At 63.3% G+C, this 24124-nt stretch carries 16 protein-coding genes; 4 read left to right on the top strand and 12 right to left on the bottom strand.

Annotation, left to right across the window (positions count from 1 at the left end; genetic code table 11):
• Nucleotides 1-70 precede the first annotated feature (70 nt).
• The 6 genes from G3N59_RS17205 to typA all read right to left on the bottom strand — a co-directional run bounded on the left by G3N59_RS17205 (nucleotide 71) and on the right by typA (nucleotide 9865).
• On the bottom strand, nucleotides 71-526 hold the full coding sequence (locus tag G3N59_RS17205; protein ID WP_205983835.1) for a transposase: 456 nt from the start codon (nucleotides 524-526) through the stop codon (nucleotides 71-73).
• A gap of 153 nt (nucleotides 527-679) precedes the next feature.
• Nucleotides 680-1777 carry a cell division protein ZapE gene (zapE, locus tag G3N59_RS17200; RefSeq protein WP_205983834.1) on the bottom strand — a complete coding sequence of 366 codons (1098 nt, stop codon included), beginning with the start codon at nucleotides 1775-1777 and terminating at the stop codon, nucleotides 680-682.
• A 115-nt stretch (nucleotides 1778-1892) separates the two neighbouring features.
• Complete coding sequence (gene lpdA, locus G3N59_RS17195; protein ID WP_027818255.1) at nucleotides 1893-3323, bottom strand: dihydrolipoyl dehydrogenase; 1431 nt, start codon at nucleotides 3321-3323, stop codon at nucleotides 1893-1895.
• 123 nt (nucleotides 3324-3446) lie between these two features.
• Nucleotides 3447-4715 carry a 2-oxoglutarate dehydrogenase complex dihydrolipoyllysine-residue succinyltransferase gene (gene odhB / locus G3N59_RS17190; RefSeq protein ID WP_205983833.1) on the bottom strand — a complete coding sequence of 423 codons (1269 nt, stop codon included), beginning with the start codon at nucleotides 4713-4715 and terminating at the stop codon, nucleotides 3447-3449.
• Between the two features lie 105 nt (nucleotides 4716-4820).
• Nucleotides 4821-7685 carry a 2-oxoglutarate dehydrogenase E1 component gene (locus G3N59_RS17185; protein WP_205983832.1) on the bottom strand — a complete coding sequence of 955 codons (2865 nt, stop codon included), beginning with the start codon at nucleotides 7683-7685 and terminating at the stop codon, nucleotides 4821-4823.
• Nucleotides 7686-8044: 359 nt separating this feature from the next.
• Nucleotides 8045-9865, bottom strand: a complete 1821-nt coding sequence (typA, locus tag G3N59_RS17180) for a translational GTPase TypA (RefSeq protein WP_205983831.1) — start codon at nucleotides 9863-9865, stop codon at nucleotides 8045-8047.
• A gap of 418 nt (nucleotides 9866-10283) precedes the next feature.
• On the opposite strand from typA, the gene G3N59_RS17175 reads away from it, so the two are divergent.
• The 4 genes from G3N59_RS17175 to G3N59_RS17160 all read left to right on the top strand — a co-directional run bounded on the left by G3N59_RS17175 (nucleotide 10284) and on the right by G3N59_RS17160 (nucleotide 15491).
• Entirely contained in the window at nucleotides 10284-10802 is a 519-nt protein-coding gene (locus G3N59_RS17175; protein ID WP_205983830.1) for a MarR family transcriptional regulator, read from the top strand.
• Nucleotides 10803-10950: 148 nt separating this feature from the next.
• Nucleotides 10951-12543, top strand: a complete 1593-nt coding sequence (locus G3N59_RS17170; protein ID WP_205983829.1) for an efflux transporter outer membrane subunit — start codon at nucleotides 10951-10953, stop codon at nucleotides 12541-12543.
• 97 nt (nucleotides 12544-12640) lie between these two features.
• Complete coding sequence (locus G3N59_RS17165; RefSeq protein WP_205983828.1) at nucleotides 12641-13870, top strand: EmrA/EmrK family multidrug efflux transporter periplasmic adaptor subunit; 1230 nt, start codon at nucleotides 12641-12643, stop codon at nucleotides 13868-13870.
• Nucleotides 13871-13922: 52 nt separating this feature from the next.
• Complete coding sequence (locus tag G3N59_RS17160; protein ID WP_205983827.1) at nucleotides 13923-15491, top strand: DHA2 family efflux MFS transporter permease subunit; 1569 nt, start codon at nucleotides 13923-13925, stop codon at nucleotides 15489-15491.
• A 124-nt stretch (nucleotides 15492-15615) separates the two neighbouring features.
• On the opposite strand, the gene truB is transcribed toward G3N59_RS17160, so the two are convergent.
• The 6 genes from truB to rluB all read right to left on the bottom strand — a co-directional run.
• The gene (gene truB, locus G3N59_RS17155; protein ID WP_205983826.1) at nucleotides 15616-16575 is read right to left on the bottom strand and encodes a tRNA pseudouridine(55) synthase TruB; all 960 of its coding nucleotides are present in this window, start codon (nucleotides 16573-16575) and stop codon (nucleotides 15616-15618) included.
• Between the two features lie 10 nt (nucleotides 16576-16585).
• Entirely contained in the window at nucleotides 16586-16951 is a 366-nt protein-coding gene (gene rbfA / locus G3N59_RS17150) for a 30S ribosome-binding factor RbfA (RefSeq protein ID WP_205983825.1), read from the bottom strand.
• A 177-nt stretch (nucleotides 16952-17128) separates the two neighbouring features.
• Nucleotides 17129-20077 (bottom strand): translation initiation factor IF-2, encoded by a 2949-nt coding sequence (infB, locus tag G3N59_RS17145; protein WP_205983824.1) that lies wholly within the window; start codon nucleotides 20075-20077, stop codon nucleotides 17129-17131.
• Between the two features lie 175 nt (nucleotides 20078-20252).
• Complete coding sequence (gene nusA, locus G3N59_RS17140) at nucleotides 20253-21728, bottom strand: transcription termination factor NusA (RefSeq protein WP_205983823.1); 1476 nt, start codon at nucleotides 21726-21728, stop codon at nucleotides 20253-20255.
• Nucleotides 21725-22183: a ribosome maturation factor RimP gene (gene rimP, locus G3N59_RS17135; protein ID WP_065061251.1), complete on the bottom strand. Its 459-nt coding sequence runs from the start codon at nucleotides 22181-22183 to the stop codon at nucleotides 21725-21727. The genes nusA and rimP overlap by 4 nt, the downstream gene beginning before the upstream one ends.
• 487 nt (nucleotides 22184-22670) lie before the next feature.
• Nucleotides 22671-24124, bottom strand: a 1454-nt coding sequence (gene rluB / locus G3N59_RS17130) for a 23S rRNA pseudouridine(2605) synthase RluB (RefSeq protein ID WP_205983822.1), incomplete at its 5' end; no start/stop codon positions are given.

Here is a 24124-nt window from a genome sequence, read left to right as displayed (position 1 = left end):
AACGAGGCCGCCTTGAATGCAAGGCGGCCTCGTTTCATTTCAGGCGGCTATCGAGCGATTGCGCGCGGTATCAAGCCGTATGCCGATACACCGAGCGATAGCCCAGCGACGGCAACACGCCTTGCGCCACCGCAGGGCTGAACGGCGAATTGCGCGGCGCCGGCGGCAGACCATCCTGCACGCGCGCCGCGGCTTTTTCCGCGCGGCTCAGATGCTTGCGCATGCGTGCTTCGATGATCTCGCACAGAGCGACGCCTTCTTCGCCGAAAAGCTCGGCCATCACGGTCTTGAGCACGCCTTCGTCGTGCCATGCCTTGAAGCGGCGATGGCAGGTTTGATACGAAGGGTAACGGCGCGGCATGGCCGACCAGGTTGCGCCGCTATACATGACCCACAGGACGCCGTTGAGCACCGAACGGGTGTTGGCGAGTGGCCGGCCGCGCATTTCCGAGCGCGGGCGCAATTCGGGCAGCAGCGGAATGATGCGCTGCCATTCTTCCTCGGTAATATCGCGATGCGGGGTCATGGTCTACTCCTTTGTCAGAACCAGTCCTGACACAAGATATCGACTTGACCGGGCCGCCCATATCAGACGAGTCCGAATCTTGAAAACACGCTTCGAGCGCTATTTCGGGATGACAGACCGCTATCGCGCCCCACCCGCCACGCCCGCCAACAATCAGGTCAGCGACGTATCGACGATCCGACGCGGCGTTTCCAGATATTCCTTCGACTGCATTTCGACGATACGCGAGACCGTGCGCGTGAATTCGTTCGCCATCGGCCCTTCGGGATAGAGATCCTCAGCCGGCACCGCCGCCGACATCAGCAGCTTGACCTTGTGGTCGTAGAACACGTCGATGAGCCAGGTGAAGCGGCGCGCCTCGGAGGCCATGCGCGGCGACATCTGCGGCACGTCGGAGAGAATGACCGCGTGGAAACGGCTGGCCAGTTCGAGATAGTCGTTCTGCGAGCGCGGGCCGCCGCACAGCGTCGCGAAGTCGAACCACACCACGCCATCGGCTTTTCGCAGCGCCTTCAGTTCGCGCTTTTCAATGCGCAGGATCGGGCTTTCGTCGGGCACCGCAGCCAGATCCGTAAACGAATGACGCAGCGCCTTGTCGGCCGCCGCGCCCAGCGGCGTGTGATAGACCTCGACCTGCGCGAGCGTGCGCTGGCGATAATCGATACCGGCATCGACATTCAGGACATCGAGCTTTTCCTTGATCAGCGCGATGGCGGGCAGCATGCGGTCGCGATGCAGGCCATCGGGATACAGCAGATCCGGGTCGTAATTGGAGGTCATCACGAACTGCACGCCGTTCTCGAACAGACGGTCGAGCAGACGATAGAGAATCATCGCGTCCGCGATATCGGAGACGTGGAATTCGTCGAAGCAGATCAGGCGATAGCGCTTCGCAATGCGGCGCGCGAGTTCGTCGAGCGGATCGGACTGGCCTTTGAGTTCTTCAAGTTCGCGATGCACTTCGCGCATGAACTCGTGAAAATGCAGACGCGTCTTACGCTGCACCGGCACGACCGCATAGAAGCTGTCCATCAGGAAGCTCTTGCCGCGCCCCACGCCGCCCCACATGTACACGCCGCGCGGCAGATCCGGGCGATTGATGAGCTTCCAGAACGCGTTCGAGCGACGCGATTTGTATTCGACCCACTCGTCGTAGCACCGCTGCAGCCGATCGATGGCGACGCGCTGCGCCGCATCCGGTTTATATCCCCGTTTCTGCAGTTCTGATTCGTAGTATTCGGTGACGTTCATTTCGTGGGCCACAAATGAGTAAAGGCGGAGCGGGTTCGAACCCGTCCGCCTCTGTACGTGATGCAAGTACCGCGAGCCGGACGCGGCCTTGCGGCCGTCGCCCTGCCCTGCTGCATTACATGTTGAGCGCGCGCTTGTCGGTAGCGAGTGCGGCTTCGCGCATGACTTCGGACAGCGACGGGTGCGGATGGCAGATGCGGCCGAGGTCTTCGGCGGCAGCCTTGAATTCCATCGCCACCACGGCTTCCGCGATCAGGTCCGATGCGTTCGCCGAGATGATGTGCACGCCGAGCAGCTCGTCGGTCTTCGCGTCGGCGATCATCTTCACAAAGCCGTCGGCCTTGTTGATGCCAAGCGCCCGGCCGTTAGCCATGAACGGGAACTGGCCCGTCTTGATCTCGCGGCCTTCGGCCTTGAGCTGCTGTTCCGTCTTGCCGACCCACGCGATTTCCGGTTCGGTGTAGATCACCCACGGAATGCAGTTGTAGTCGATGTGCGGCTTCTGACCGTCGATGATTTCGGCAACCAGCACGCCTTCGTCTTCGGCCTTGTGCGCGAGCATCGGACCACGCACCACGTCGCCGATCGCGTACACGTTCGGCACAGCCGTTGCGCAGTGATCGTCGATGTCGATAAAGCCACGCTCGTTGGTCTTCAGACCGATCGCTTCGAGACCGAGGTTATCGGTGTTCGGCACGCGGCCAACCGACACGATCAGGCGGTCGGCTTCGAGCACTTGCGCGTTGCCGTCCTTGTCCGTGTAGTTGATCGTGACGTTCTTGTCGGTGGCCTTGACTTCGCCCACCTTCACGCCGACGTGAATGTCCAGACCTTGCTTCTTGAAGAGCTTGGCTGCTTCCTTCGAGAGCGCCTGGTCAGCCGCGCCGAGGAATTCCGGCAGCGCTTCGAGCACGGTCACTTCCGCGCCCAGACGACGCCACACCGAACCCAGCTCCAGACCGATCACGCCAGCGCCGATCACGGCCAGCTTCTTCGGCACGGAGTCGAACGAGAGCGCGCCTTCGTTGTCGGCGATGATCTTGTTGTCGACCGGCATGCCCGGCAGATGGCGCGCCTTCGAACCCGTCGCGATGATGACGTTCTTCGCCGTCACGACTTCGGTTTCGCCTTCGCCCGAGACTTCGATCTGCACGCCGGCGTCGTTCTTGCCGGTGAACTTGCCATGGCCCTTGAGCCAGGTGATCTTGTTCTTGCGGAACAGGAATTCGATGCCCTTCGTCATCTTCTCGACGATGGCTTCCTTGCGGCCGAGCATCTTCGACACGTCGATGCTCACGTCGCCCACGCTGATGCCGTGGTCGACCAGGTGATGCTGGGCGTTCTCGAACTCTTCCGACGAAGCGAGCAGCGCCTTCGACGGGATGCAGCCGACGTTCAGGCAGGTGCCGCCGAGCTTCAGCGTGCCGGCCGGGTTCTTCCACTTTTCGATACAGGCAACCGACTTGCCGAGCTGAGCCGCGCGGATCGCCGCGATGTAGCCGCCAGGGCCGGCGCCGATCACGACGACGTCAAATTCTTTGGACATGGTCATCCTTTCGATACGTGAGCGCGGCGCGCGGGTTCCGGCTTCCGGAACCCGCGCGCGCGCCGCTCAGTGTGAGACTGGATGCGCGAGCAGGACATGCGCCCCGCTCGCGCTACCTCGCATTTACAGGTCGAGCAGCAGGCGCGCCGGATCTTCCAGCGCATCCTTCATGGCGACCAGCGACAGGACGGCTTCGCGGCCGTCGATGATGCGGTGGTCGTACGACATCGCGAGGTAGTTCATCGGACGGATCACGATCTGGCCGTTTTCCACCACAGCGCGTTCCTTGGTCGCGTGCACGCCCAGGATCGCCGACTGCGGCGGGTTGATGATCGGGGTCGAGAGCATCGAGCCGAACACACCGCCGTTCGAGATCGAGAACGTGCCACCCGTCATTTCTTCGATCGACAGCTTGCCGTCCTTGGCCTTCTGGCCGAATTCGGCAATCTTCTTCTCGATGTCAGCGAGGCTCATCTGGTCTGCGTTGCGCAGGATGGGCACCACCAGACCGCGCGGCGAACCGACAGCGATACCGATGTCGAAGTAGCCGTGGTAGACGATGTCGTTACCGTCGATCGACGCGTTCACGAGCGGGAACTTCTTGAGGGCGTGAACCGCAGCCTTCACGAAGAACGACATGAAGCCCAGCTTCACGCCATGTTCCTTCTCGAACTTGTCCTTGTACTTGTTGCGCAGGTCCATGACCGGCGCCATGTTCACTTCGTTGAACGTCGTGAGGATGGCGTTGGTTTGCTGCGACTCGAGCAGACGCTCGGCGATACGCGCACGCAGACGCGACATCGGCACGCGCTGTTCCGGGCGGTCGTTGAGCCAGTTCGCAGCCGATGCCGGTGCGTTGACTTGCGGCAGCGACGGCTTCGCAGCGGCGGGCTTGCCAGCCGGTGCGGCTGCCGGAGCGGCCTTCGGCGCGCCTGCGCCCAGCACGTCCTGCTTGGTGATGCGGCCATCGCGGCCCGTGCCGGCGACGTCGCCGCCTGCCAGACCCTTCTCTGCCATCAGCTTGGTCGCTGCCGGCGATGCGATGTTGCTGCTCGACGTCGATGCAGCAGCAGCGACGGCCGGAGCGGCAGCCGGTGCAGCAGCAGCCGGAGCGGCGGCGGCTGCAGGCGCTGCAGCGGCGCTCGCCTTGCCTTCCGTATCGATACGGGCGATCACTTGATCTGCGACGACGGTATCGCCGTCATTTGCCACGATCTCGGCCAGCACGCCGGCAGCCGGCGCGGGGACTTCGAGAACGACCTTATCCGTCTCCACTTCGATGAGGATTTCGTCCTGGGCGATCGCTTCGCCCGGCTTCTTCTTCCACTGCAGCATCGTTGCTTCCGAAACCGACTCCGAAAGCTGGGGGACCTTGACTTCAACAATAGCCATTTGATGTTCCTGAATACGTATCTAGGACGAACCGGGTCGCGCACCTGAGCGCGGGAAAGCGCGCGCCTATGTCACGCGCCTTCCCGGTTCGTTAGCTCACTGTGCTTACTTCGCGACCTGCGCGCCCTTCAGGCGGCCGAATGCACCTTCGATCAGCGCCTTCTGCTGCTCGTAGTGCTTCGCGTAGTAGCCGACAGCCGGCGAGGCCGAAGCCGGACGGCCGCTGTACGCGAGCTTCATGCCTTCCTTCATGCCTTCCTTCAGGTGGTGCTCGATGTAGAACCACGGGCCTTGATTCTGCGGCTCGTCCTGCACCCAGACCACTTCCGTCGCGTTGTCGTACTTCTTCAGCTCCGCTTCGAACTGCTTGTGAGCGAACGGATAGAGCTGTTCGATACGGATGATCGCGGTGTCGTTTGCCTTCGCTTCGCGGCGATGCGCGACGAGGTCGAAGTACACGCGGCCCGAGCAGGCCACCACGCGCTTGACCTTCTTCGCGTCGATGGTTTCGTCCACTTCGCCGATCACCGGCTGGAACGAGCCCTTCGCGAGTTCGGACAGATCCGAGACAGCTTCCTTGTGACGCAGCAGCGACTTCGGCGTGAAGATGATCAGCGGCTTGCGGAACAAACGGATCATCTGACGGCGCAGCACGTGGAAGATCTGAGCCGGCGTGGTCGGCTGAACGACCTGCATGTTGTGCTCGGCGCACAGCTGCAGGAAACGCTCGATACGTGCCGACGAGTGCTCCGGACCCTGACCTTCGTAGCCGTGCGGCAGCAGCATCGTGAGACCCGACACGCGGCCCCACTTCACTTCGCCCGACGAGATGAACTGGTCGATCACGACCTGTGCACCGTTGACGAAGTCGCCGAACTGGCCTTCCCACGCGACGAGCGTGTTCGGCTCGGCCGTCGAGTAGCCGTATTCGAAGCCCAGCACCGCTTCTTCCGACAGCACCGAGTCGATCACCGTGAACTGCGCCTGGTTTTCGCCGATGTTCTGCAGCGGAATGTACGTGCCGTCGTTCCAGCGTTCGCGGTTCTGGTCGTGCAGAACAGCGTGACGGTGCGTGAACGTGCCGCGGCCCGAATCCTGACCCGTCAGACGGACCGAGTAGCCCGAAGCGACCAGCGATGCGTACGCGAGGTGTTCGCCCATGCCCCAGTCGAGCTTCGCTTCGCCCTTGCCCATCGTGCGGCGGTCGTTGATGACGCGCTCGACCAGCGGGTGAACCTTGAAGTTTTCCGGGATCGTGGTGATGCGTTCTGCGAGGCGCTTGAGCTCCGCGAGCGGCACGGCCGTATCGGCAGCGTCGGTCCACTTGCGGTTCAGGAACGGCACCCAGTCAACCGCGTACTTGCTCTTGTAGTTCGAGAGCACCGGATCGACCGTGTGGTGGCCTTCGTCCATCGCTGCACGGTAAGCCTTGACGTAGTTGTCGCCGTCTTCCGCCGAGATGACGCCCTGCTGCACGAGCTTTTCTGCGTACAGCGCACGGGTGCCCGGGTGCTTCGCGATCGTCTTGTACATCAGCGGCTGCGTGACCGCCGGGGTGTCCTGCTCGTTGTGACCGAGCTTGCGGAAGCAGATGATGTCGACGACAACATCCTTGTGGTACTGCATGCGGAATTCGACCGCGAGCTGGATCGCCAGCACGACCGCTTCCGGATCGTCGCCGTTCACGTGCAGAACCGGCGCTTCGATCATCTTGACCACGTCCGTGCAATACAGCGTCGAACGCGCGTCGCGCGGGTCCGAAGTCGTAAAGCCGATCTGGTTGTTGATGACGATGTGCAGCGTGCCGTGCGTGCCGTAACCGCGCGTTTGCGCGAGGTTCAGCGTTTCCATCACGACGCCCTGGCCTGCGAAGGCCGCGTCGCCGTGGATCTGCACCGGCAGAACCTGCAGGCCGTCTGCATCGCCGCGGCGATCCATACGAGCCTTCGCCGAACCCTCGACCACCGGGTTGACGATTTCAAGGTGCGACGGGTTGAACGCGAGCGACAGGTGGACCGGGCCGCCTTCGGTGGCGACGTCCGACGAGAAGCCCTTGTGGTACTTCACGTCGCCAGCCGGCAGGTCGTCGACGTGCTTGCCTTCGAATTCGGCGAACAGGTCAGCCGGCATCTTGCCGAGCGTATTGACCAGCACATTCAGACGGCCGCGGTGGGCCATGCCGATGACGATTTCCTGCACGCCCTTCGCGCCTGCGTGACGGACGACTTCGTCCATCGCGGCGATGAAGGATTCGCCGCCTTCGAGCGAGAAGCGCTTCTGGCCGACGTACTTGGTGTGCAGGAAGCGCTCGAGACCTTCAGCGGCCGTGAGGCGCTGCAGGATGTGCTTCTTCTTGTCGTTGGTGAAATTGGGCGTTGAGCGGATCGACTCGAGACGCTCCTTCCACCAGCGCTTCTGCTCCGGATCGCTGATGTACATGTACTCGGCGCCGATGGTGCCGCAGTACGTGTCGCGCAGTGCCTTGACGATCTCGCGCAGCGTCGCGCGCTCGAAACCGAAATACAGGTTCGTGGCGCTGAACGTCTGGTCCATATCGGCTTCGGTGAAGTCGTAGAACGCAGGTTCGAGTTCGGGGATAGGCGGACGCTCGCGACGCTTCAGCGGATCCAGGTTCGCCCATTGCGAACCCAGGAAGCGATATGCGCCGATAAGGGACTGAACGTAGACCTGCTTGCGAGCCGTGGCCAGATCTTCGCCGCCGCCCTTGGCGACGAACGCATTGGCTTTCGCGCGCTGCGCAAACGACTCGACGATCGGACCGTGCGCGACATCGCTGTCGGCGGAACCGCTCGTCGACGGCACGTTTTGCAGTGCGTCAAAGTACTCACGCCATTGGTCCGGAACGGACGCAGGGTTGTCAAGATATGCTTCGTATAGCTCTTCGACATACGGAGCATTGCCGCCGAACAGATAGGAGTTCAGCTGGAATTGCTTCATCGTTTCCGACATTTACGCTCACCTTTCTTCGAGTTTCTCGAAAAATAGCGGGTTACTCAACCTTCCGCGCCACGGCCTGACCGTTTAGCGGATTGCGAATCAAGTCTGCTTGGAAGGACCTAAATCATGCATCGGCGGAGCATAGCACATAAGTGATAGTCCCCATAAGATGCAATGCGACACATCATCGCACGCAAACCCTTACAGAATGGGCGTTTGCGACGTTTTGCAACTTCAACAACAGACTCTTCCGGCACCGCAGGGCAATCCCGCCACACTTGAAAAAGCGCGCAAAAAAGCCGCCCAGACAGCGGCGGCTTTCTTGTTTTCTTACATGCATTGCAGTGCGCGAAAAAGTCTAGACAGCAAACTTATTCGGCTTCGCGGCTTGCGCGGCGACGCTCATGTTCCTTCAGATGGCGCTTGCGCAGACGGATCGACTGCGGCGTCACTTCCACGAGTTCGTCGTCGTCGATGAATTCGACTGCGTATTCGAGCGACATCTGGACCGGCGGCACCAGGCGCACGGCTTCGTCGGTGCCCGAGGCGCGCACGTTGGTCAGCTGCTTGCCCTTGATCGGGTTCACGACCAGGTCGTTGTCGCGGCTATGGATACCGATGATCATGCCTTCGTACAGCGCGTCGCCCGGCTTCACGAACATGCGGCCGCGATCCTGCAGCTTCCACAGTGCGTAGGCGACAGCTGCGCCGTCGTCCTGCGAGATCAGCACACCGTTACGGCGCTCGCCGAGTGTGCCTTCCTTGATCGGACCGTAAGCGTCGAACACGTGGCTCATCAGGCCCGTGCCGCGCGTGAGCGTCATGAATTCGCCCTGGAAACCGATCAGGCCACGTGCCGGAATGCGGTACTCGAGACGCGTACGGCCCTGGCCATCCGACGCCATGTCGATCATTTCGCCCTTGCGGCGGCCCAGTTCTTCCATCACGCCGCCCTGGTTGGCGTCTTCGACGTCAACGGTCAGCATTTCGTACGGCTCCTGCTTCACGCCGTCGACTTCGTGCAGCACCACGCGCGGACGCGACACGGCCAGCTCGTAGCCTTCACGGCGCATGTTTTCGATCAGGATGGTCAGGTGCAGTTCGCCGCGGCCCGACACTTCGAACGTGGTTTCGTCGCCCGTATCCTTCACGCGCAGCGCGACGTTGTGGTTCAGTTCCTTCGTCAGACGGTCGCGGATCTGGCGGCTCGTCACGAACTTGCCTTCCTTGCCGGCGAGCGGCGACGAGTTCACGAGGAAGTTCATCGTGAGGGTCGGCTCGTCGACCGTGATCATCGGCAGCGCTTCGGGGTTGTCCACCGCGCAGATGGTCGCGCCGATACCGATGTCTTCGATACCGTTGATCAGCACGATGTCGCCGGCTTCAGCCGCTTCGACCTGCACGCGCTCCAGGCCGCTGAATGCCAGCACCTGGTTGATCTTGCGGTTCATGACCTGGCCTTCCGGGCCAAAGCGCAGCGCAACCGGTTGACCCGGCTTGATACGACCGCGCTTGATACGGCCCACGCCGATACGGCCAACGTAAGCCGAGTAGTCGAGCGAGGTGATCTGGAGCTGGAGGCCGCCTTCCGGATCGGCATCGCGAACCGGCACGTGTTCGAGCACAGCGTCGAACAGCGGGCGCATATCGCCGTCACGCGCGTCCGGCGACAGCGAAGCGTAGCCGTTCAGGCCCGATGCGTAGACGATCGGGAAGTCGAGCTGCTCTTCGGTCGCGCCGAGCTTGTCGAACAGGTCGAACGTCTGGTTGATCACCCAGTCGATACGTGCGCCCGGACGGTCGATCTTGTTGATGACGACGATCGGCTTGAGGCCGAGCGCCAGCGCCTTCTTGGTCACGAAGCGCGTTTGCGGCATCGGGCCTTCGACGGCGTCGACGAGCAGCAGCACCGAGTCGACCATCGACAGCACGCGCTCCACTTCACCGCCGAAGTCCGCGTGGCCCGGGGTGTCGACGATGTTGATGTGCGTGCCTTCGTACTCGACCGCGCAGTTCTTCGAAAGAATCGTGATGCCACGTTCTTTTTCGATGTCGTTCGAGTCCATCACGCGCTCGGCGACCTGCTGGTTGTCACGGAACGTGGCGGTCTGACGGAGGAGCTGGTCGACGAGCGTGGTCTTGCCGTGGTCGACGTGGGCAATGATGGCGATGTTGCGAAGGGCGCGGGACATAGGAACCTGGGTACAGTTGAGTGCGTCATGCGGGCCCGACGGCGGGCCACACAAGTGGGGCTCGGACGCCGCCCCGCCCTGCTGCCACGGGCGTCTCGGACGCTTGCGGCGAATTGGGTCACGGGTCGGGGAGGCCGAATCGCGTCAGGGCTGCCATGACGCACTTTTGGGAACCTGAAATTATAGCACGCACAGATGACTTGATCTGCCTCATGCTGGTTTGCGACAGGTTTTGGCGCACTTTGCGGCGCCCGCGCGACAGCTGCGCCCTGTCACGCCCATTTTCTCACGCCGCACGGGGTCCAATTAAGACCCCACTTAGCAAAGCTTTCTCGGCCCTGCGACAATAAATCTTGCCGCGTCAACTAACGAGCCATATAATCCCTGCCTGGTCAACCATTGCAGTTGCAGCAGAACCATGACGGAACCGACTCCCACGCCCCCGCCCGAAGTCCGCGATTACGACCTCGGCGAAAGCGTTGGCTACCTGATTTCGCGCGTGAAATCGTCCATGTCGAACCTGATCACGCAGAGCACCGTGACGGAACTGGGCGTGACGAGCCAGCAGGCCAGCGTGCTGTTCATGGTGGCAAGCGGCAAGTGCGTGCTCGCGGCCGAACTGGCGCGCGAATACGGCATCGACGCGAGCGCCGTGACGCGCCTCGTCGACCGGCTGGAAAAGCGCGGCCTCCTGCGCCGCGTGCGCAGTTCCGAAGACCGCCGCGCCGTGCGCCTCGCGCTCACGCCCGAGGGCGAAGCGATCGCCGCGCGCATGCCGGCGATCTTCACGAGCGTGACGGGCGAACTCTCCAAAGGCTTCACGCCCGAAGAAGTCGGCTTTCTCAAGAGCATGTTGCGGCGGATTCTCGTCAATAGCTGCGAAGCTAGCCAGAATGCCGCGAATGCCGCTGCGGGCCAGACTTCACCCGACGATTGACGCATTACTGAGACACCGCTTGAACGCGTCGGCTGGCAACAATCGACGCGCGCAATGGATGACGAGGCAGGCAAATTCGACACCGCCGGACGGGAAAATGGCTGCATCGTCCAGTATCACCACACCTTCTCACGCACCGAGACGAGCAATGAAATCCCTAACCCAGTTTGCGCCAGCGCATACCTGTCGAGCAGCGGTGGCTACCGCGGTCGCGGCGCTCGCGCTTTCGGGCTGCGCAAACTACATCGGCATCAAAAGCGACAAGACCATCGCGCAGCCGCAACAATTCGAAACTTCGCAGAGCATTCCGGCTCAGGGTGGCCAGTGGCCCACGCTCGACTGGGCGCAGCAGTTCGGCGACCCGCAACTGCCGAAGCTGATCGACGAAGCGCTCGAAGGCAATCCGAGCATCGCGCAGGCGCAGGCGCGTATCGCCAAGGCGTCTTCCTATATCGATACGTCGAAGTCGGCGCTCTATCCGAAGGCCAACGCGAGCTATTCGTGGACGCGCGAACTGTACTCGGCCAACGGCCTGTTCCCGCCGCCGTACGGCGGTAGCTGGTACAGCGAGAACAACGCGCTCGCCAGCGCGTCGTGGGATCTGGATCTGTGGGGCAAGAACCGTCAGCGTCTGGCGCAAGCCGTGTCGCAGCAACGCGCGGCGCAGGCCGATATGGAACAGGCGCGCGTCACGCTCGCCTCCTCGGTTGCCCGCACCTACAACCAGCTTGCGCAGCTTTACGCGTTGCGCGATATCGCCGCGCGCGAAATCGGCAATCGCAAGACCATCGGCACGATCACGAATGGCCGCGTGGTGGCGGGCCTCGACACCAACGTCGAACGTCAGACCGCCAACGGCAATATCGCCACGAGCCAGGCGAACCTTTCGCAACTCGACGGCCAGATCGAAAGCGTGCGCTATCAACTGGGCGCGCTGCTCGGCAAGGGCCCGGATCGCGGTCTGCAGATCGCCAACCCGGTGCTCAATCCGGCCGCACAGGTCGCGCTGCCCGATAACCTGCCTGCGGATCTGGTCGCGCGTCGCCCGGACATCGTCGCCGCGCGCTGGCAGGTCGAAGCCGCGATGCACGACGTCAAGGAAGCCAAGGCCGAGTTCTATCCGGACGTGAACCTCGCCGCGGGCTTCGGTTTCGACGCCTTCGGCTGGGGCAAATTCCTCAACTTCACGAGCCGTCAGATGAACATCGGCCCAGCTGTGCATCTGCCGATCTTCGACGCAGGCGCACTGCGCGCGCAGTTGAAGGGCCGTTACGCCGACTTCGACCTCGATGTGGCGAACTACAACCAGACGCTGATCAATGCGTTCCAGGATGTCGCCACGACCGTGTCGTCGATCCGCTCGGCGGACAAACAGCTTGTCGATGCACAGAACGCGCTCGACGCTTCGACCAAGGCGTATCAGCTTGCCGTGATCCGCTACAAGGCCGGTCTGTCGGAGCAGTTGCAGGTGCTCAACGCGGACCAGAACCGTCTCGCGTCCGAGCAGACCGTGACGGCCCTCAAGGCGCAGCGCCGCGATCAGCAGATGGCGCTGATCAAGGCACTGGGCGGCGGCTTCGACGCGCATGACGCGCACGACGTCAATCTCGTGCCGCCGGCACAGGTCGGCAGCGAAGCGAAGGACGTGAAAGGCCAGAGCGACGTGAACGGCAGCCCGTGGCGCGATGCGCCGTGGTCCGCGCCGGATGCGTCGGCGCATGCCGCCACGGCCGCGAACTGAGCGCCAGAAACACGCAAAAGCGACATACAAGCGACGTACAAGCCAGAAACTGGCTAATAACTGAACGAACAGCACGCAAGAATCCGGAGATCCTTCCATGAGCACCCCTCAGCAACCGGCGGCCAATCCGCAGCCGAACGCGAACAACGGCAAGCGCAAGCGCATGATGACGCTGCTCGTCCTCGTGATCGTGATCGCAGCCATTGCCTACGGCCTCTATTACTTCCTCGTCGCGCGCTTCAGCGAAGGCACCGACGACGCCTACGTCAACGGCAACGTCGTGCAGATCACGCCGCAAGTCACGGGCACGGTGATCGCCGTGAACGCGGACGATACGCAGACCGTCAAGATCGGCGATCCGCTGGTGCAACTCGATCCGGCCGATTCGCGCATCGCGCTGCAGCAGGCCGAAGCGAATCTCGGCCAGACCGTGCGCCAGGTGCGCGGTCTGTTCGCCGACGACAGCCAGTACGAGGCGCAAGTCGCCGTGCGTCAGGCCGACCTCTCGCGTGCGCAGGACGACCTGCGCCGCCGTATGCAGGTTGCGCAGACGGGCGCGGTTTCGCAGGAAGAAATCTCGCACGCACGCGACTCGGTCAAGAGCGCCGAAGCCGCGCTCGACGCCGCGCAGCAGCAACTCGCCGCCAACCGCGCGCTGACCGCCAACACGACCATCGCCAATCATCCGAACGTGATGGCTGCGGCTGCGAAGGTGCGCGATGCGTACCTCACGAACGCCCGCAACACGCTGCCCGCGCCGGTCACCGGCTATGTCGCGAAGCGCTCGGTGCAGGTTGGCCAGCGTGTTTCGCCGGGTACGCCGCTGATGTCGGTCGTGCCGCTGAACGCCGTGTGGGTCGATGCGAACTTCAAGGAAGTGCAGCTCAAGCACATGCGTATCGGCCAGCCGGTTGAAATGACGGCGGACGTGTACGGTTCGTCGGTGGTGTATCACGGCAAGGTGGTGGGTTTCTCGGCAGGCACGGGCTCGGCGTTTTCGCTGCTGCCGGCGCAGAACGCCACGGGCAACTGGATCAAGGTGGTGCAGCGTCTGCCGGTGCGGATCGCGCTCGATCCGGCCGACCTCGAAAAGCACCCGCTGCGTATCGGTCTGTCGATGCAGGTCGACGTGAATATCAAGGACGATACGGGCAGCCAGCTCGGCAACGCGCAGAACACGGTCTACCAGACCAACGTGTTCGAGAAGTACGGCGACGAAGCCGATGCGGAAATCGCCCGCATCATCACGGAAAACGCAGGCCCGAACGCGAAGCAGGTTTCGTCGGCCAACGTGCGTGCGGCCAAGCCCGCCGCGAAGCTGATGTAAAGACCGCGCGACGTCTACAAGCCGCAATTAGCAGCACATAACAAAGCACTCAATGGCAGCAGCACAACAACCCGTCGTCCATCCGCCGCTGCAAGGCGCGCAACTCGTGTTCGGCACCATCGCGGTCTCGCTCGCGGTGTTCATGAACGTGCTGGACACGTCGATTGCGAACGTGTCGATCCCGTCGATCTCAGGCGACCTTGGCGTCGCCTCGGATCAGGGCACGTGGGTCATCACCTCGTTCGCGGTCGCCAATGCGATCTCGGTGCCGCTCACGGGCTGGCTCACCGAGCGCATTGGTCAGGTGCGCCTGTTCATGGCGTCGATCATCCTGTTCGTGATCTCGTCGTGGCTGTGCGGTCTTGCGCCTACGCTGCCCTTCCTGCTCGCCGCGCGCGTGCTGCAGGGCGCCGTGGCCGGCCCGATGATCCCGCTGTCGCAGACGCTTCTGCTCGCGAGCTATCCACGCGCCAAAGCGCCGATTGCGCTATCGATGTGGTCGATGACCACACTGATCGCGCCGGTCGCGGGTCCGATTCTCGGCGGCTGGATCTCGGACAACATCTCGTGGCCGTGGATCTTTTACGTGAACATTCCGGTGGGTATCGTCGCCGCGATCGCCACGTGGATGATCTTCCGCAACCGCGATTCGTTGATCCGCAAGGCACCGATCGACGGCGTGGGCCTGGGTCTGCTGATTCTCTGGGTCGGCTCGCTGCAGATCATGCTCGACAAGGGCAAGGATCTCGACTGGTTCTCGTCGACGACCATCATCGTGCTGGCGCTGACCGCCGTGATCTCGTTCGCGTTCTTCGTGATCTGGGAATTGACCGCCGAGCATCCGGTCGTCGATCTTTCGCTGTTCGCGCGGCGCAACTTCACGGGCGGCACGATTGCGCTTTCCGTGGGCTACGGGCTCTACTTCGGCAATCTCGTGCTGCTGCCGCTGTGGTTGCAAACCGATCTGGGCTACACCGCCACCGATGCCGGTCTCGTGATGGCGCCCGTGGGCTTCTTCGCGATCCTGCTTTCGCCGATCACGGGCAAGATCCTGCCGCGCACCGATCCGCGCTATATCGCGACGACGGCGTTCATCGTGTTCGCGCTGTGCTTCTGGCTGCGCTCGCAGTACACCACTGGCGTGGACACCTGGGCGCTCACGGTGCCGACGCTGATTCAGGGCATCGGCATGGCGGGTCTGTTCATTCCGCTGGTGTCGATCACGCTTTCGGGCTTGCCGGGCAACCGCATTCCGGCGGCTTCGGGTCTGTCGAACTTCGTGCGGATCATGTGCGGCGGTATCGGCACGTCGATCTTCGAGACCGCCTGGGACCATCGCACGATTTTCCATCACGCGCGTCTGACCGAGCAGGCCACGCCGACCAACCCGGTGTTCAACCAGTCGATGCAGCAGATGCAGAACTCGGTGGGCCTCGATCCGTCGCAGGCGCACGGCATGTTCGATCGCCTGGTCACGCAGCAGGCCGCGCAGCTCGGCGTGAACGACCTGTTCTGGATTTCGTCGGTGATCTTTATCGTGCTGATCGCGCTGATCTGGATCACGCGTCCCGAACGCGCAGGCAGTGCGGATGCCGGTGCAGCCGCTTCCGCAGCGCACTAGGCTTTTTCTGATACGCGTGCGTCCCGATCTGCATCCCGATCGGGCGCACCAACAAAAACGGCACGTCCGGTTCATCACCGGCGTGCCGTTTTCTATTGCTGACGCGGATCAACGCGTCGCGCGTTCAGACCGCTCCGCTCACCACCAGGCGTTCCGGCGCGAGCACGCCGTTGGCGGCTTTCGCCACGCCCAGCAGCACACCGGCCTGGTCGTACACGCGCACGCGATCCGCGGCTTCGCAGGCCGAGCGATCGAGCACCAGCGCGTTGAGCGGCAGGCGCTGACCATGCGTGAAGCGGCGCGCCGATTCGGCGTCGAGCGTCACGACCGGGAACGTCGAAAGCAGCGCATCCACGGGCTGAAGCCAGCTATCGCGCGCCGCTTCGTCGAGCGCCGTCAGCGCATCGAGCGTCACCGCATGTTCGAGCGTGAGCGCGCCCACGCCCGTGCGACGCAGCATCACCAGATGCGCGCCGCAGCCGAGCGCCTCGCCGATATCCTCGGCGAGCGTGCGCACATACGTGCCCTTGGTGCAGGTCACGCGGAACGTCACGTCGGGCAACGCGCACGCGAGCATGTCGAGCGCGAGAATCGTCACATTGCGCCCTTCGCGCTCGACCGTCTGGCCCGCGCGCGCGTATTCGTAGAGCGGTTTGCCGTCGCGCTTGAGCGCCGAATACATCGGCGGAATCTGCACGATATCGCCCACAAAACGCGCCATCGCGGCGCGAACCGCGGCCTCGTCGCAGGTGACTTCGCGCGTGTCGACCGCTTCGCCTTCCGCATCGCCCGTGGTCGTGCGGATGCCCAGACGCATAGTCGCCTCGTAGGTCTTGTCCGCTTCGAGCAGATCCTGCGAGAACTTGGTCGCCTCGCCGAAGCACAGCGGCAAGAGGCCCGAAGCCAGCGGATCGAGCGTGCCCGTATGCCCCGCCTTCTTCACACGATAAAGACGCTTGGCGCGGATCAGCGCATCGTTGCTCGACAGACCGATGGGCTTGTCCAGCAGCAGCACGCCGTCGAGCAGACGGCGCGGCACTTTAGGACGTTGCTCGCCCTGACTCTTCTTCGATGATGCAGTCATGCTGGCGCGATCAGTCTTCCTTGGCACGCGAGGCGTTCGCCTCGTCGATCAGACGCGACATCGCCACGCCCTTCTCGACCGACTGGTCGTAGTGGAAATGCAGCGTCGGCACCGTATGGATATGCAGGCGCTTGAACAGCTGGTTATGCAGGTGACCGGCCGCGTGATTGAGCGCGTCCTGAGTCTGCTGCGGATCGCCCGTGAGCGTCGTGAAAAAGACCTTGGCGTGGGCGTAGTCCGGCGTCAGTTCGACGCTCTGGATCGTCACGAGACCCACACGCGGGTCCTTCACTTCGCGCATCAGTTCGGAAAGATCGCGCTGGATCTGATCGGCGATCTGCACATTGCGATTCGGGGAAGAACGTTTTTTCGGCATGATGATTCCACCTCTCTGGCGGCATTCGTTGCAGCGCGCTGCCATGCTGGCGCGCGGCTGCGCAAAAACTGTCTGACAAAAAACAAAGGGCGGGGCCGGCTAGCGCCCGCCCCGCCCCTTTTCGGGTAAGCCCGCGAGCCGCCGGAATACTCCAGGCTGCCCGCGTGCGCCGCTGTCTTACAGCGTACGCGCGACTTCCGTGATCTCGAACACTTCGAACTGGTCGCCTTCGGCGATGTCGTGGAAGTTCTTGATCGACATACCGCACTCGAAGCCTTGCTTGACTTCCTTGACGTCGTCCTTGAAGCGCTTGAGCGAGTCGAGTTCGCCGGTATGGATGACCACGTTGTTGCGGATCACACGCACCGACGAGGAGCGCTTGACGAAACCGTCCGTGACCATACAGCCCGCGACCAGACCAACCTTCGGCACGCGGATCACCTGGCGCACTTCGACCGTACCCGTCACCGTCTCGCGCTTCTCCGGCGCGAGCATGCCCGACATGGCTGCCTTCACCTCATCCACTGCGTCATAGATGATGTTGTAGTAGCGGATGTCGATGCCGTTCGACTCGGCAACCTTACGCGCCTGTGCATCTGCACGCGTATTGAAGCCGATGATGACTGCCTTCGAAGCCGTTGCCAGGTTGACGTCCGACTCGCTGATCGCACCGACCGCGCTGTGCACGATCTGCACGCGCACTTCGCTGGTCGACAGCTTGAGCAGCGACTGCACCAGTGCTTCCTGCGAACCTTGCACGTCGGCCTTGACGATAAGCGGCAGGTTTTGCACTTCGCCTTCCGCCATCTGCTCGAGCATGTTTTCGAGCTTCGCAGCCTGCTGCTTCGCCAGCTTGACGTCGCGGAACTTGCCTTGACGGAACAGCGCGATTTCGCGCGCCTTGCGCTCGTCCGGCAGCACGATGACTTCTTCGCCTGCGCCCGGCACTTCCGACAGACCCTGGATTTCGACCGGGATCGACGGACCGGCTTCCTTGGTCGCCTTGCCGGTTTCGTCGAGCATTGCACGCACGCGGCCATAGGCGCTGCCTGCCAGCACGACGTCGCCACGGTTGAGCGTACCCGACTGGACGAGGATCGTTGCAACCGGACCCTTACCCTTGTCGAGCTTCGCTTCGATGACGAGACCCTTGGCCGGTGCTGCGACCGGAGCCTTCAGTTCCAGCACTTCGGCCTGCAGCGAGACGTTTTCGAGCAGATCGTCGATGCCCGTACCGGTCTTTGCCGACACCGGCACGAACGGCGAATCGCCACCGTATTCTTCCGGCACGACGCCTTCGGCGACGAGTTCCTGCTTGACGCGCTCAGGATTCGCATCCGGCTTGTCGATCTTGTTGATCGCAACGACGAGCGGCACACCGGCTGCCTTGGCGTGGGCGATCGCTTCCTTCGTCTGCGGCATCACGCCGTCGTCGGCTGCGACCACCAGAATGACGATGTCGGTTGCCTTCGCACCGCGAGCACGCATGGCCGTGAAGGCCTCGTGACCCGGCGTGTCGAGGAACGTGATGACGCCACGCGGCGTATCGACGTGATAAGCGCCGATGTGCTGCGTAATGCCGCCGGCTTCGCCCGCTGCAACCTTCGCGCGGCGGATGTAGTCGAGCAGCGAGGTCTTGCCGTGGTCGACGTGACCCATGACGGTGACGACCGGCGGACGCGGCAGTTGTTCTGCGTCCGTGGTGGTCGTTTGACCTTCGACCAGCAGCGCTTCCGGATCGTCGAGCTTGGCCGCGACGGCACGGTGGCCCAGTTCTTCGACGATGATCATCGCCGTTTCCTGGTCCAGCATCTGGTTGATGGTGACCATCTGGCCCATCTTCATCATCACCTTGATGACTTCCGACGCCTTCACGGACATCTTGTGCGCGAGGTCAGCCACGGTGATGGTTTCCGGCACGTGCACTTCGCGCACGATCGGCTCGGTCGGCGCCTGGAACGTCGAGGAGTTGTCCTGGTGACGGCCACGGCCCTTCGGACCGCCGCGCCAGCCGCGGTCAACGCCGCCCGACGAGTCGCCACGCGTCTTGATGCCGCGGCGCTTCGATGCATCGTCCTGCCAGCCGCCCTTGCCTGCGCCCGGCTTCTTGTTGCGGTCGCCCGCGCCAGCACCCGGCGCGCTCGTCGAAGGCGCTGCCGTCGTGGCAGGCTTCTTCGCACCAGCAGCACCGGCGGCCGGACGCGCAGCACCTTCCGGACGCGCCGGCTTGTGCAGCGTGCCCTTGGCTTCGGCAGGCTTGGCCGGCTCGACGGGCTTCGGCGGTTCGACCGCCTTGACCTGCGCCTTGCGCGGCGTGTTCATCATTTCGCGGATCGCGCGCGCTTCGGCTTCTGCAGCCGCACGGCGGCGAGCGATCTCTTCCTGTTCTTTCTGCGCCTTGTCGGCGGCTTCGCGCGCGGCTACTTCAGCCTTTTGCGCAGCTTCACGCTGCGCTGCGCGCTCGGCGGCGGCGCGTTCGTCGTCTTGCTGTTGCTTCACGTCCTTCGCTTCTGCTTCGGCATTGCGCTGGGCAGCGACGGCCTGTGCGGCCAGTTCGCGTGCAGCGGCATCTGCCGCGGCCTTCTTATGTGCGGCCTCTTCTTCGGCACGGCGGCGTTGTGCTTCAGCAGCTTCTTCGCGTTCGCGGCGCTCGGCCTCTTCACGCGCGAGAAGCTCCTGACGCTCCTTGAGTTCCTGAGCCTGACGCTCGAGGAGTTCCGCCTCGCGGCGGGCTTCCTCTTCGCGGCGCTGCAGTTCCGCGTCTTCGGCGGCTGCGGCTACGGCGTCGGTGTCATGATTCGATGCCTCCGCCTGTTCGGCGGATTCGTCGCGGCGGACGAAAGTGCGCTTTTTACGCACCTCGACCTGAATGGTGCGAGCCTTACCCGTCGCATCGGACTGTTTGATTTCCGACGTATGCCGTTTCGTCAGCGTGATCTTGCGCTTGTCTGCATCAGTCGAGCCGTGAGACTTGCGCAAGTGATCGAGCAGACGTGCCTTGTCCGTTTCGGACAAAGCGTCGGCTTCGCTCGCTTTAGTGACGCCCGCCGCCTGCAGCTGCTCGAGCAGCACGCCGGCAGGCATTTTCAGTTCCGCGGCAAATTGGGCTACGTTGTTACTCGCCATTCATTCCTCTTAATGCAAGGACAGATTCCTTGCGGTTGACATCGGGTCATGCGGCACCGATTGCCCTGCGCTCATACAGCTAGCTGCGGGGCGGCCGCGTCAGTTCAGTGGGTCATGGTCGCTTCCTGCTCGTCACGCCCTGGTGAATCACCGTGGGGGATGGCTCCCCCGCAGGTCATTCGAACCAGTGCTCACGTGCCTTCATGATCAACGCCTTGGCGGCGTCCTCTTCCATTCCCGTCATTTCGGTCAGTTCGTCCACGGCCAGCTCGGCGAGCTCGTCGCGGGTGTGAACTTCGTGCTGCGCCAGCTTCGCGAGCAGCTCCGGGTCGATGCCGTCCAGACTCTTGAGGTCCAGCGCGGCGCTTTCCACCTTTTCCTCGTTCGCGATAGCCTGCGTGAGCAGGGCGTCGCGCGCGCGGTTGCGCAGCTCGTGCACGGTGTCCTCGTCGAACGCTTCGATTTCCAGCATTTCGTTGAGGGGCACGTAGGCGATCTCTTCGAGGCTCGTGAAGCCTTCGTCGATCAGGATGTCGGCGACTTCCTCATCGACGTCGAGACGCGCCATGAACAGGTCGCGCAGCACCGTGCGCTCCTGGTTCTGCTTCTGCGCGGATTCGTCCGGCGTCATGATGTTGATCTGCCAGCCAGTCAGCTCGCCGGCAAGACGCACGTTCTGGCCGCTGCGGCCGATGGCGACCGCAAGCTCGCTTTCGTCGACGACGACGTCCATCGAGTGCTTTTCTTCGTCGACCACGATCGACTGCACGGCAGCCGGCGCGAGCGCGCCGATCACGAACTGGGCGGGATCTTCCGACCATAGCACGATGTCGACGTTTTCGCCACCGAGCTCGTTGCGCACAGCCTGCACGCGCGAGCCGCGGATACCGACGCAGGTGCCGATCGGATCGATGCGCTTGTCGTAAGCCACCACGCCGATCTTGGCGCGAACGCCCGGATCACGCGCTGCCGCCTTGATCTCGAGAAGGCCTTGCTCGATTTCCGGCACTTCCATCTCGAACAGCTTCATCAGGAACTCGGGCGCCGTGCGCGAGAGTTCGATCTGCGGGCCGCGCGCGGTGCGGTCGACCTTGCCGATCCAGGCGCGCACGCGGTCGCCCACGCGCAGGTTTTCCTTCGGAATCAGCTGGTCGCGGCGCAGCAGCGCTTCGACACGACCCGATTCGACGATGAAATTACCCTTGTCCATGCGCTTGACCGTGCCGGTCATGATGCTTTCGCCGCGCTCGAGGAAATCGTTCAGGATCTGCTCGCGCTCGGCGTCACGCACCTTCTGCAGGATGACCTGCTTGGCAGCCTGCGCGCCGATACGGCCGAACTCGACCGACGGCACCGGTTGCTCGATGAATTCGTCGATCTGTGCTTCGGCGTTCTGCTCGCGAGCTTCGAACAGGAGAATTTCCTGATCCGGCTCCTGCAGGCCCGCCTCGTCCGGCACGACGCGCCAGCGACGAAACGTTTCGTGCTCGCCGCTTTCACGGTCGATATGCACGCGGATGTCCGCATCTTCGTCGAAGAGTTTCTTGGAGGCCGACGCAAGCGCCGCTTCAAGGGCGGCAAACACCACGTCCTTGTCGACATTCTTCTCGCGTGCCAGCGCATCCACCAGCATCAACACTTCGCGACTCATTGTTTGCGGCTCCTAAAGTCAACTTTGGGGATCAGGCGGGCTTTATCGATGTCCGCGAGCGTGAAATCGAGCATCGCAGGCCCAGCCTTCCCTTCGAATTCCAGACCGATGGTCTCGCCTTCCGGGGCATGCACGATGCCGCGGTACGATTTCCGTCCGTCCAATGGCTTTTTCAACGTGATGACCGCTTCGCAGCCCGCGAAGCGTTCGAAGTCCGCCAGTTTCTTCAGCGGACGGTCGAGGCCGGGCGACGAGACCTCAAGACGTTCGTAGTCGATGTTTTCGACGAACAGAACGTGTTGCAGCTGACGCGTGACCTTCTCGCAGTCCTCGATCGCGATACCCGCGGGCTGATCGATGTAGATGGCCAGCATGCCGCGCCCGGTGCGCTCGAGGTCGACCAGCTCGTAACCGAGCCCGGTGACCGTGGTTTCAATCAGTTCCGTCAGTTGCACAATGCCCACTCCAGATGTTCGCGCAGCGAGCCGGCAACTTCCTGTGATTCGGGATTCGCGGGCCGCGCGCCAGGTGAGCGCGCGCTCTTGCACTTCAACCCAGATGGGCGAGCCAGACCTGCCGTGAACGGTTGCACTGCGCGACTGCCACCGATACCCCAAAAAACGCGGGGAACGATCACAATCGGCCGAACCAAAAAAAAATGGGCGAAACGCCCATCTTCTCACTTAGCCAGGTGGTCGCACCTGGGACGCAAATAAAAGCCGCACGCCCAGCGACTTCGAGATTGTAGCCTTTTTTCGCTTTTAAGGCAAACCGCGAGGCGCCCGCGCAACAGCGCCTACAGCCGGATCGGCCCGTGCTGAAAGCGTTTTCAAGGCTGGCTCGAGCTGAGCTAAAGGTCAGCTCCAGCAGCGATTGCGTGCGGTGACGGCAGATCGCCGCAGCGAGCGCCGGTCGACCCGGAACGCTCGCTGATTCGGCAACTTAATGGCCGCGCGTACGGTTGCGCGGCGTGCCGCGCTGACCGGTGCGGTTACCGCCACCGCCGCCTGCCGGGCGATTGCCGCCCGCGTTGCCGCCGGCGTTATTGCCCGGGCCACGGCGATTACCGCCGCCCGCATTGCCGCCAGCACGCTTGCCGGCGGACGGTGCACGGTTACCGTCGACGTCGCCGCGAGCGCCGCCGCTGCGGCCGTTACCGCCATTGCCGCCAAAGCCACCACGCCCGCCGTTGCCGCCGCCATTGGCGCCGTTGCTGCGATTACCGCGATTGCCACCGGCGTTGCCGCCCATGCCGCCGCCGAAACCGCCGCCTGCGCCAAAGCCGCCTGCCTGCGCACCGCGACGGCCTGCGCCAGCGCCGCCACCGCCACGCTGCTGACGCGGCTGACCCATCGCGCCGTGCGAGCTCAGCACCGGTTCACGGTTGATGAAGCCCATCGACGTCTGCATCGGGTCCGGCTGGCGACGTTCTTCCTTGCCGCCACGGCCGCCCTTCTCTTCGCTCGGCGCCTTCAGGCCGACCGCTGCCATCAGCGCGCGCACCTGGTTGTCTTCGAGCTCTTCCCAGCGACCGCGCTTGAGGCCCTTGGGCAGCGCGATCGGGCCGTGACGCGTACGGATCAGGCGGCTCACCATCAGGCCGACCGCTTCGAACATACGGCGCACTTCGCGGTTGCGGCCTTCGGCCAGCGCGACGTGATACCAGTGGTTCGTGCCTTCGCCGCCGCCATCGCGGATGCGCAGGAAGCTCGCCGGGCCGTCATCGAGCTCGACGCCCTTGAGCAGCTTCTGGCGATTGCCTTCGGGCAACTCACCGACCACGCGCACCGCGTATTCACGCTCCACGCTGTAGCGCGGGTGCATGAAGCGGTTCGCCAGATCGCCCGAAGTCGTCAGCATCAGCAGACCTTCGGTGTTGAAGTCCAGACGGCCGACGGCCAGCCACTTCGCCGTTTTCATCGACGGCAGGCGGTCGAACACCGAGGGACGACCTTCCGGATCGGCATGGCTGACGATCTCGCCGGTCGGCTTGTGATAGATCAGCACGCGCGGCGGCTTGTTCTGCAGCTTGCGGCGGATGGGCTTGCCGTTGATGCGAACCTGGTCGGTCGGCAGGATGCGCTGACCGATGTGCGCGGGTTCGCCGTTCACCGAGACACGCCCGGCGATGATCAGCTCTTCCATGTCGCGGCGCGAACCCATGCCCGCATCCGCGAGAACCTTGTGCAGCTTCGGTGCGTCGTCGTCGGGGCTCAGCACGCGCTTGGGTTGTGCGGCGGCGCGGCCGCGGCGCAGCATCGGCCCATTCACGCCTGCGTTGGCCTCGTTATCGGCGTCGAATGCCGGCGACGAGACGTACAGGAACAGGTCGTCCTGCGTTTCGCCTGCGGCGGCCGGCGCCTGCGCACGGCCCTTGCCGCCACGCACGCCCTTCA

The sequence above is a fragment of the Paraburkholderia sp. Ac-20340 genome (assembly GCF_017104965.1).
In the GTDB taxonomy this organism is placed as follows: domain Bacteria; phylum Pseudomonadota; class Gammaproteobacteria; order Burkholderiales; family Burkholderiaceae; genus Paraburkholderia.
This window is presented reverse-complemented; position numbering and strand designations above follow the sequence as displayed.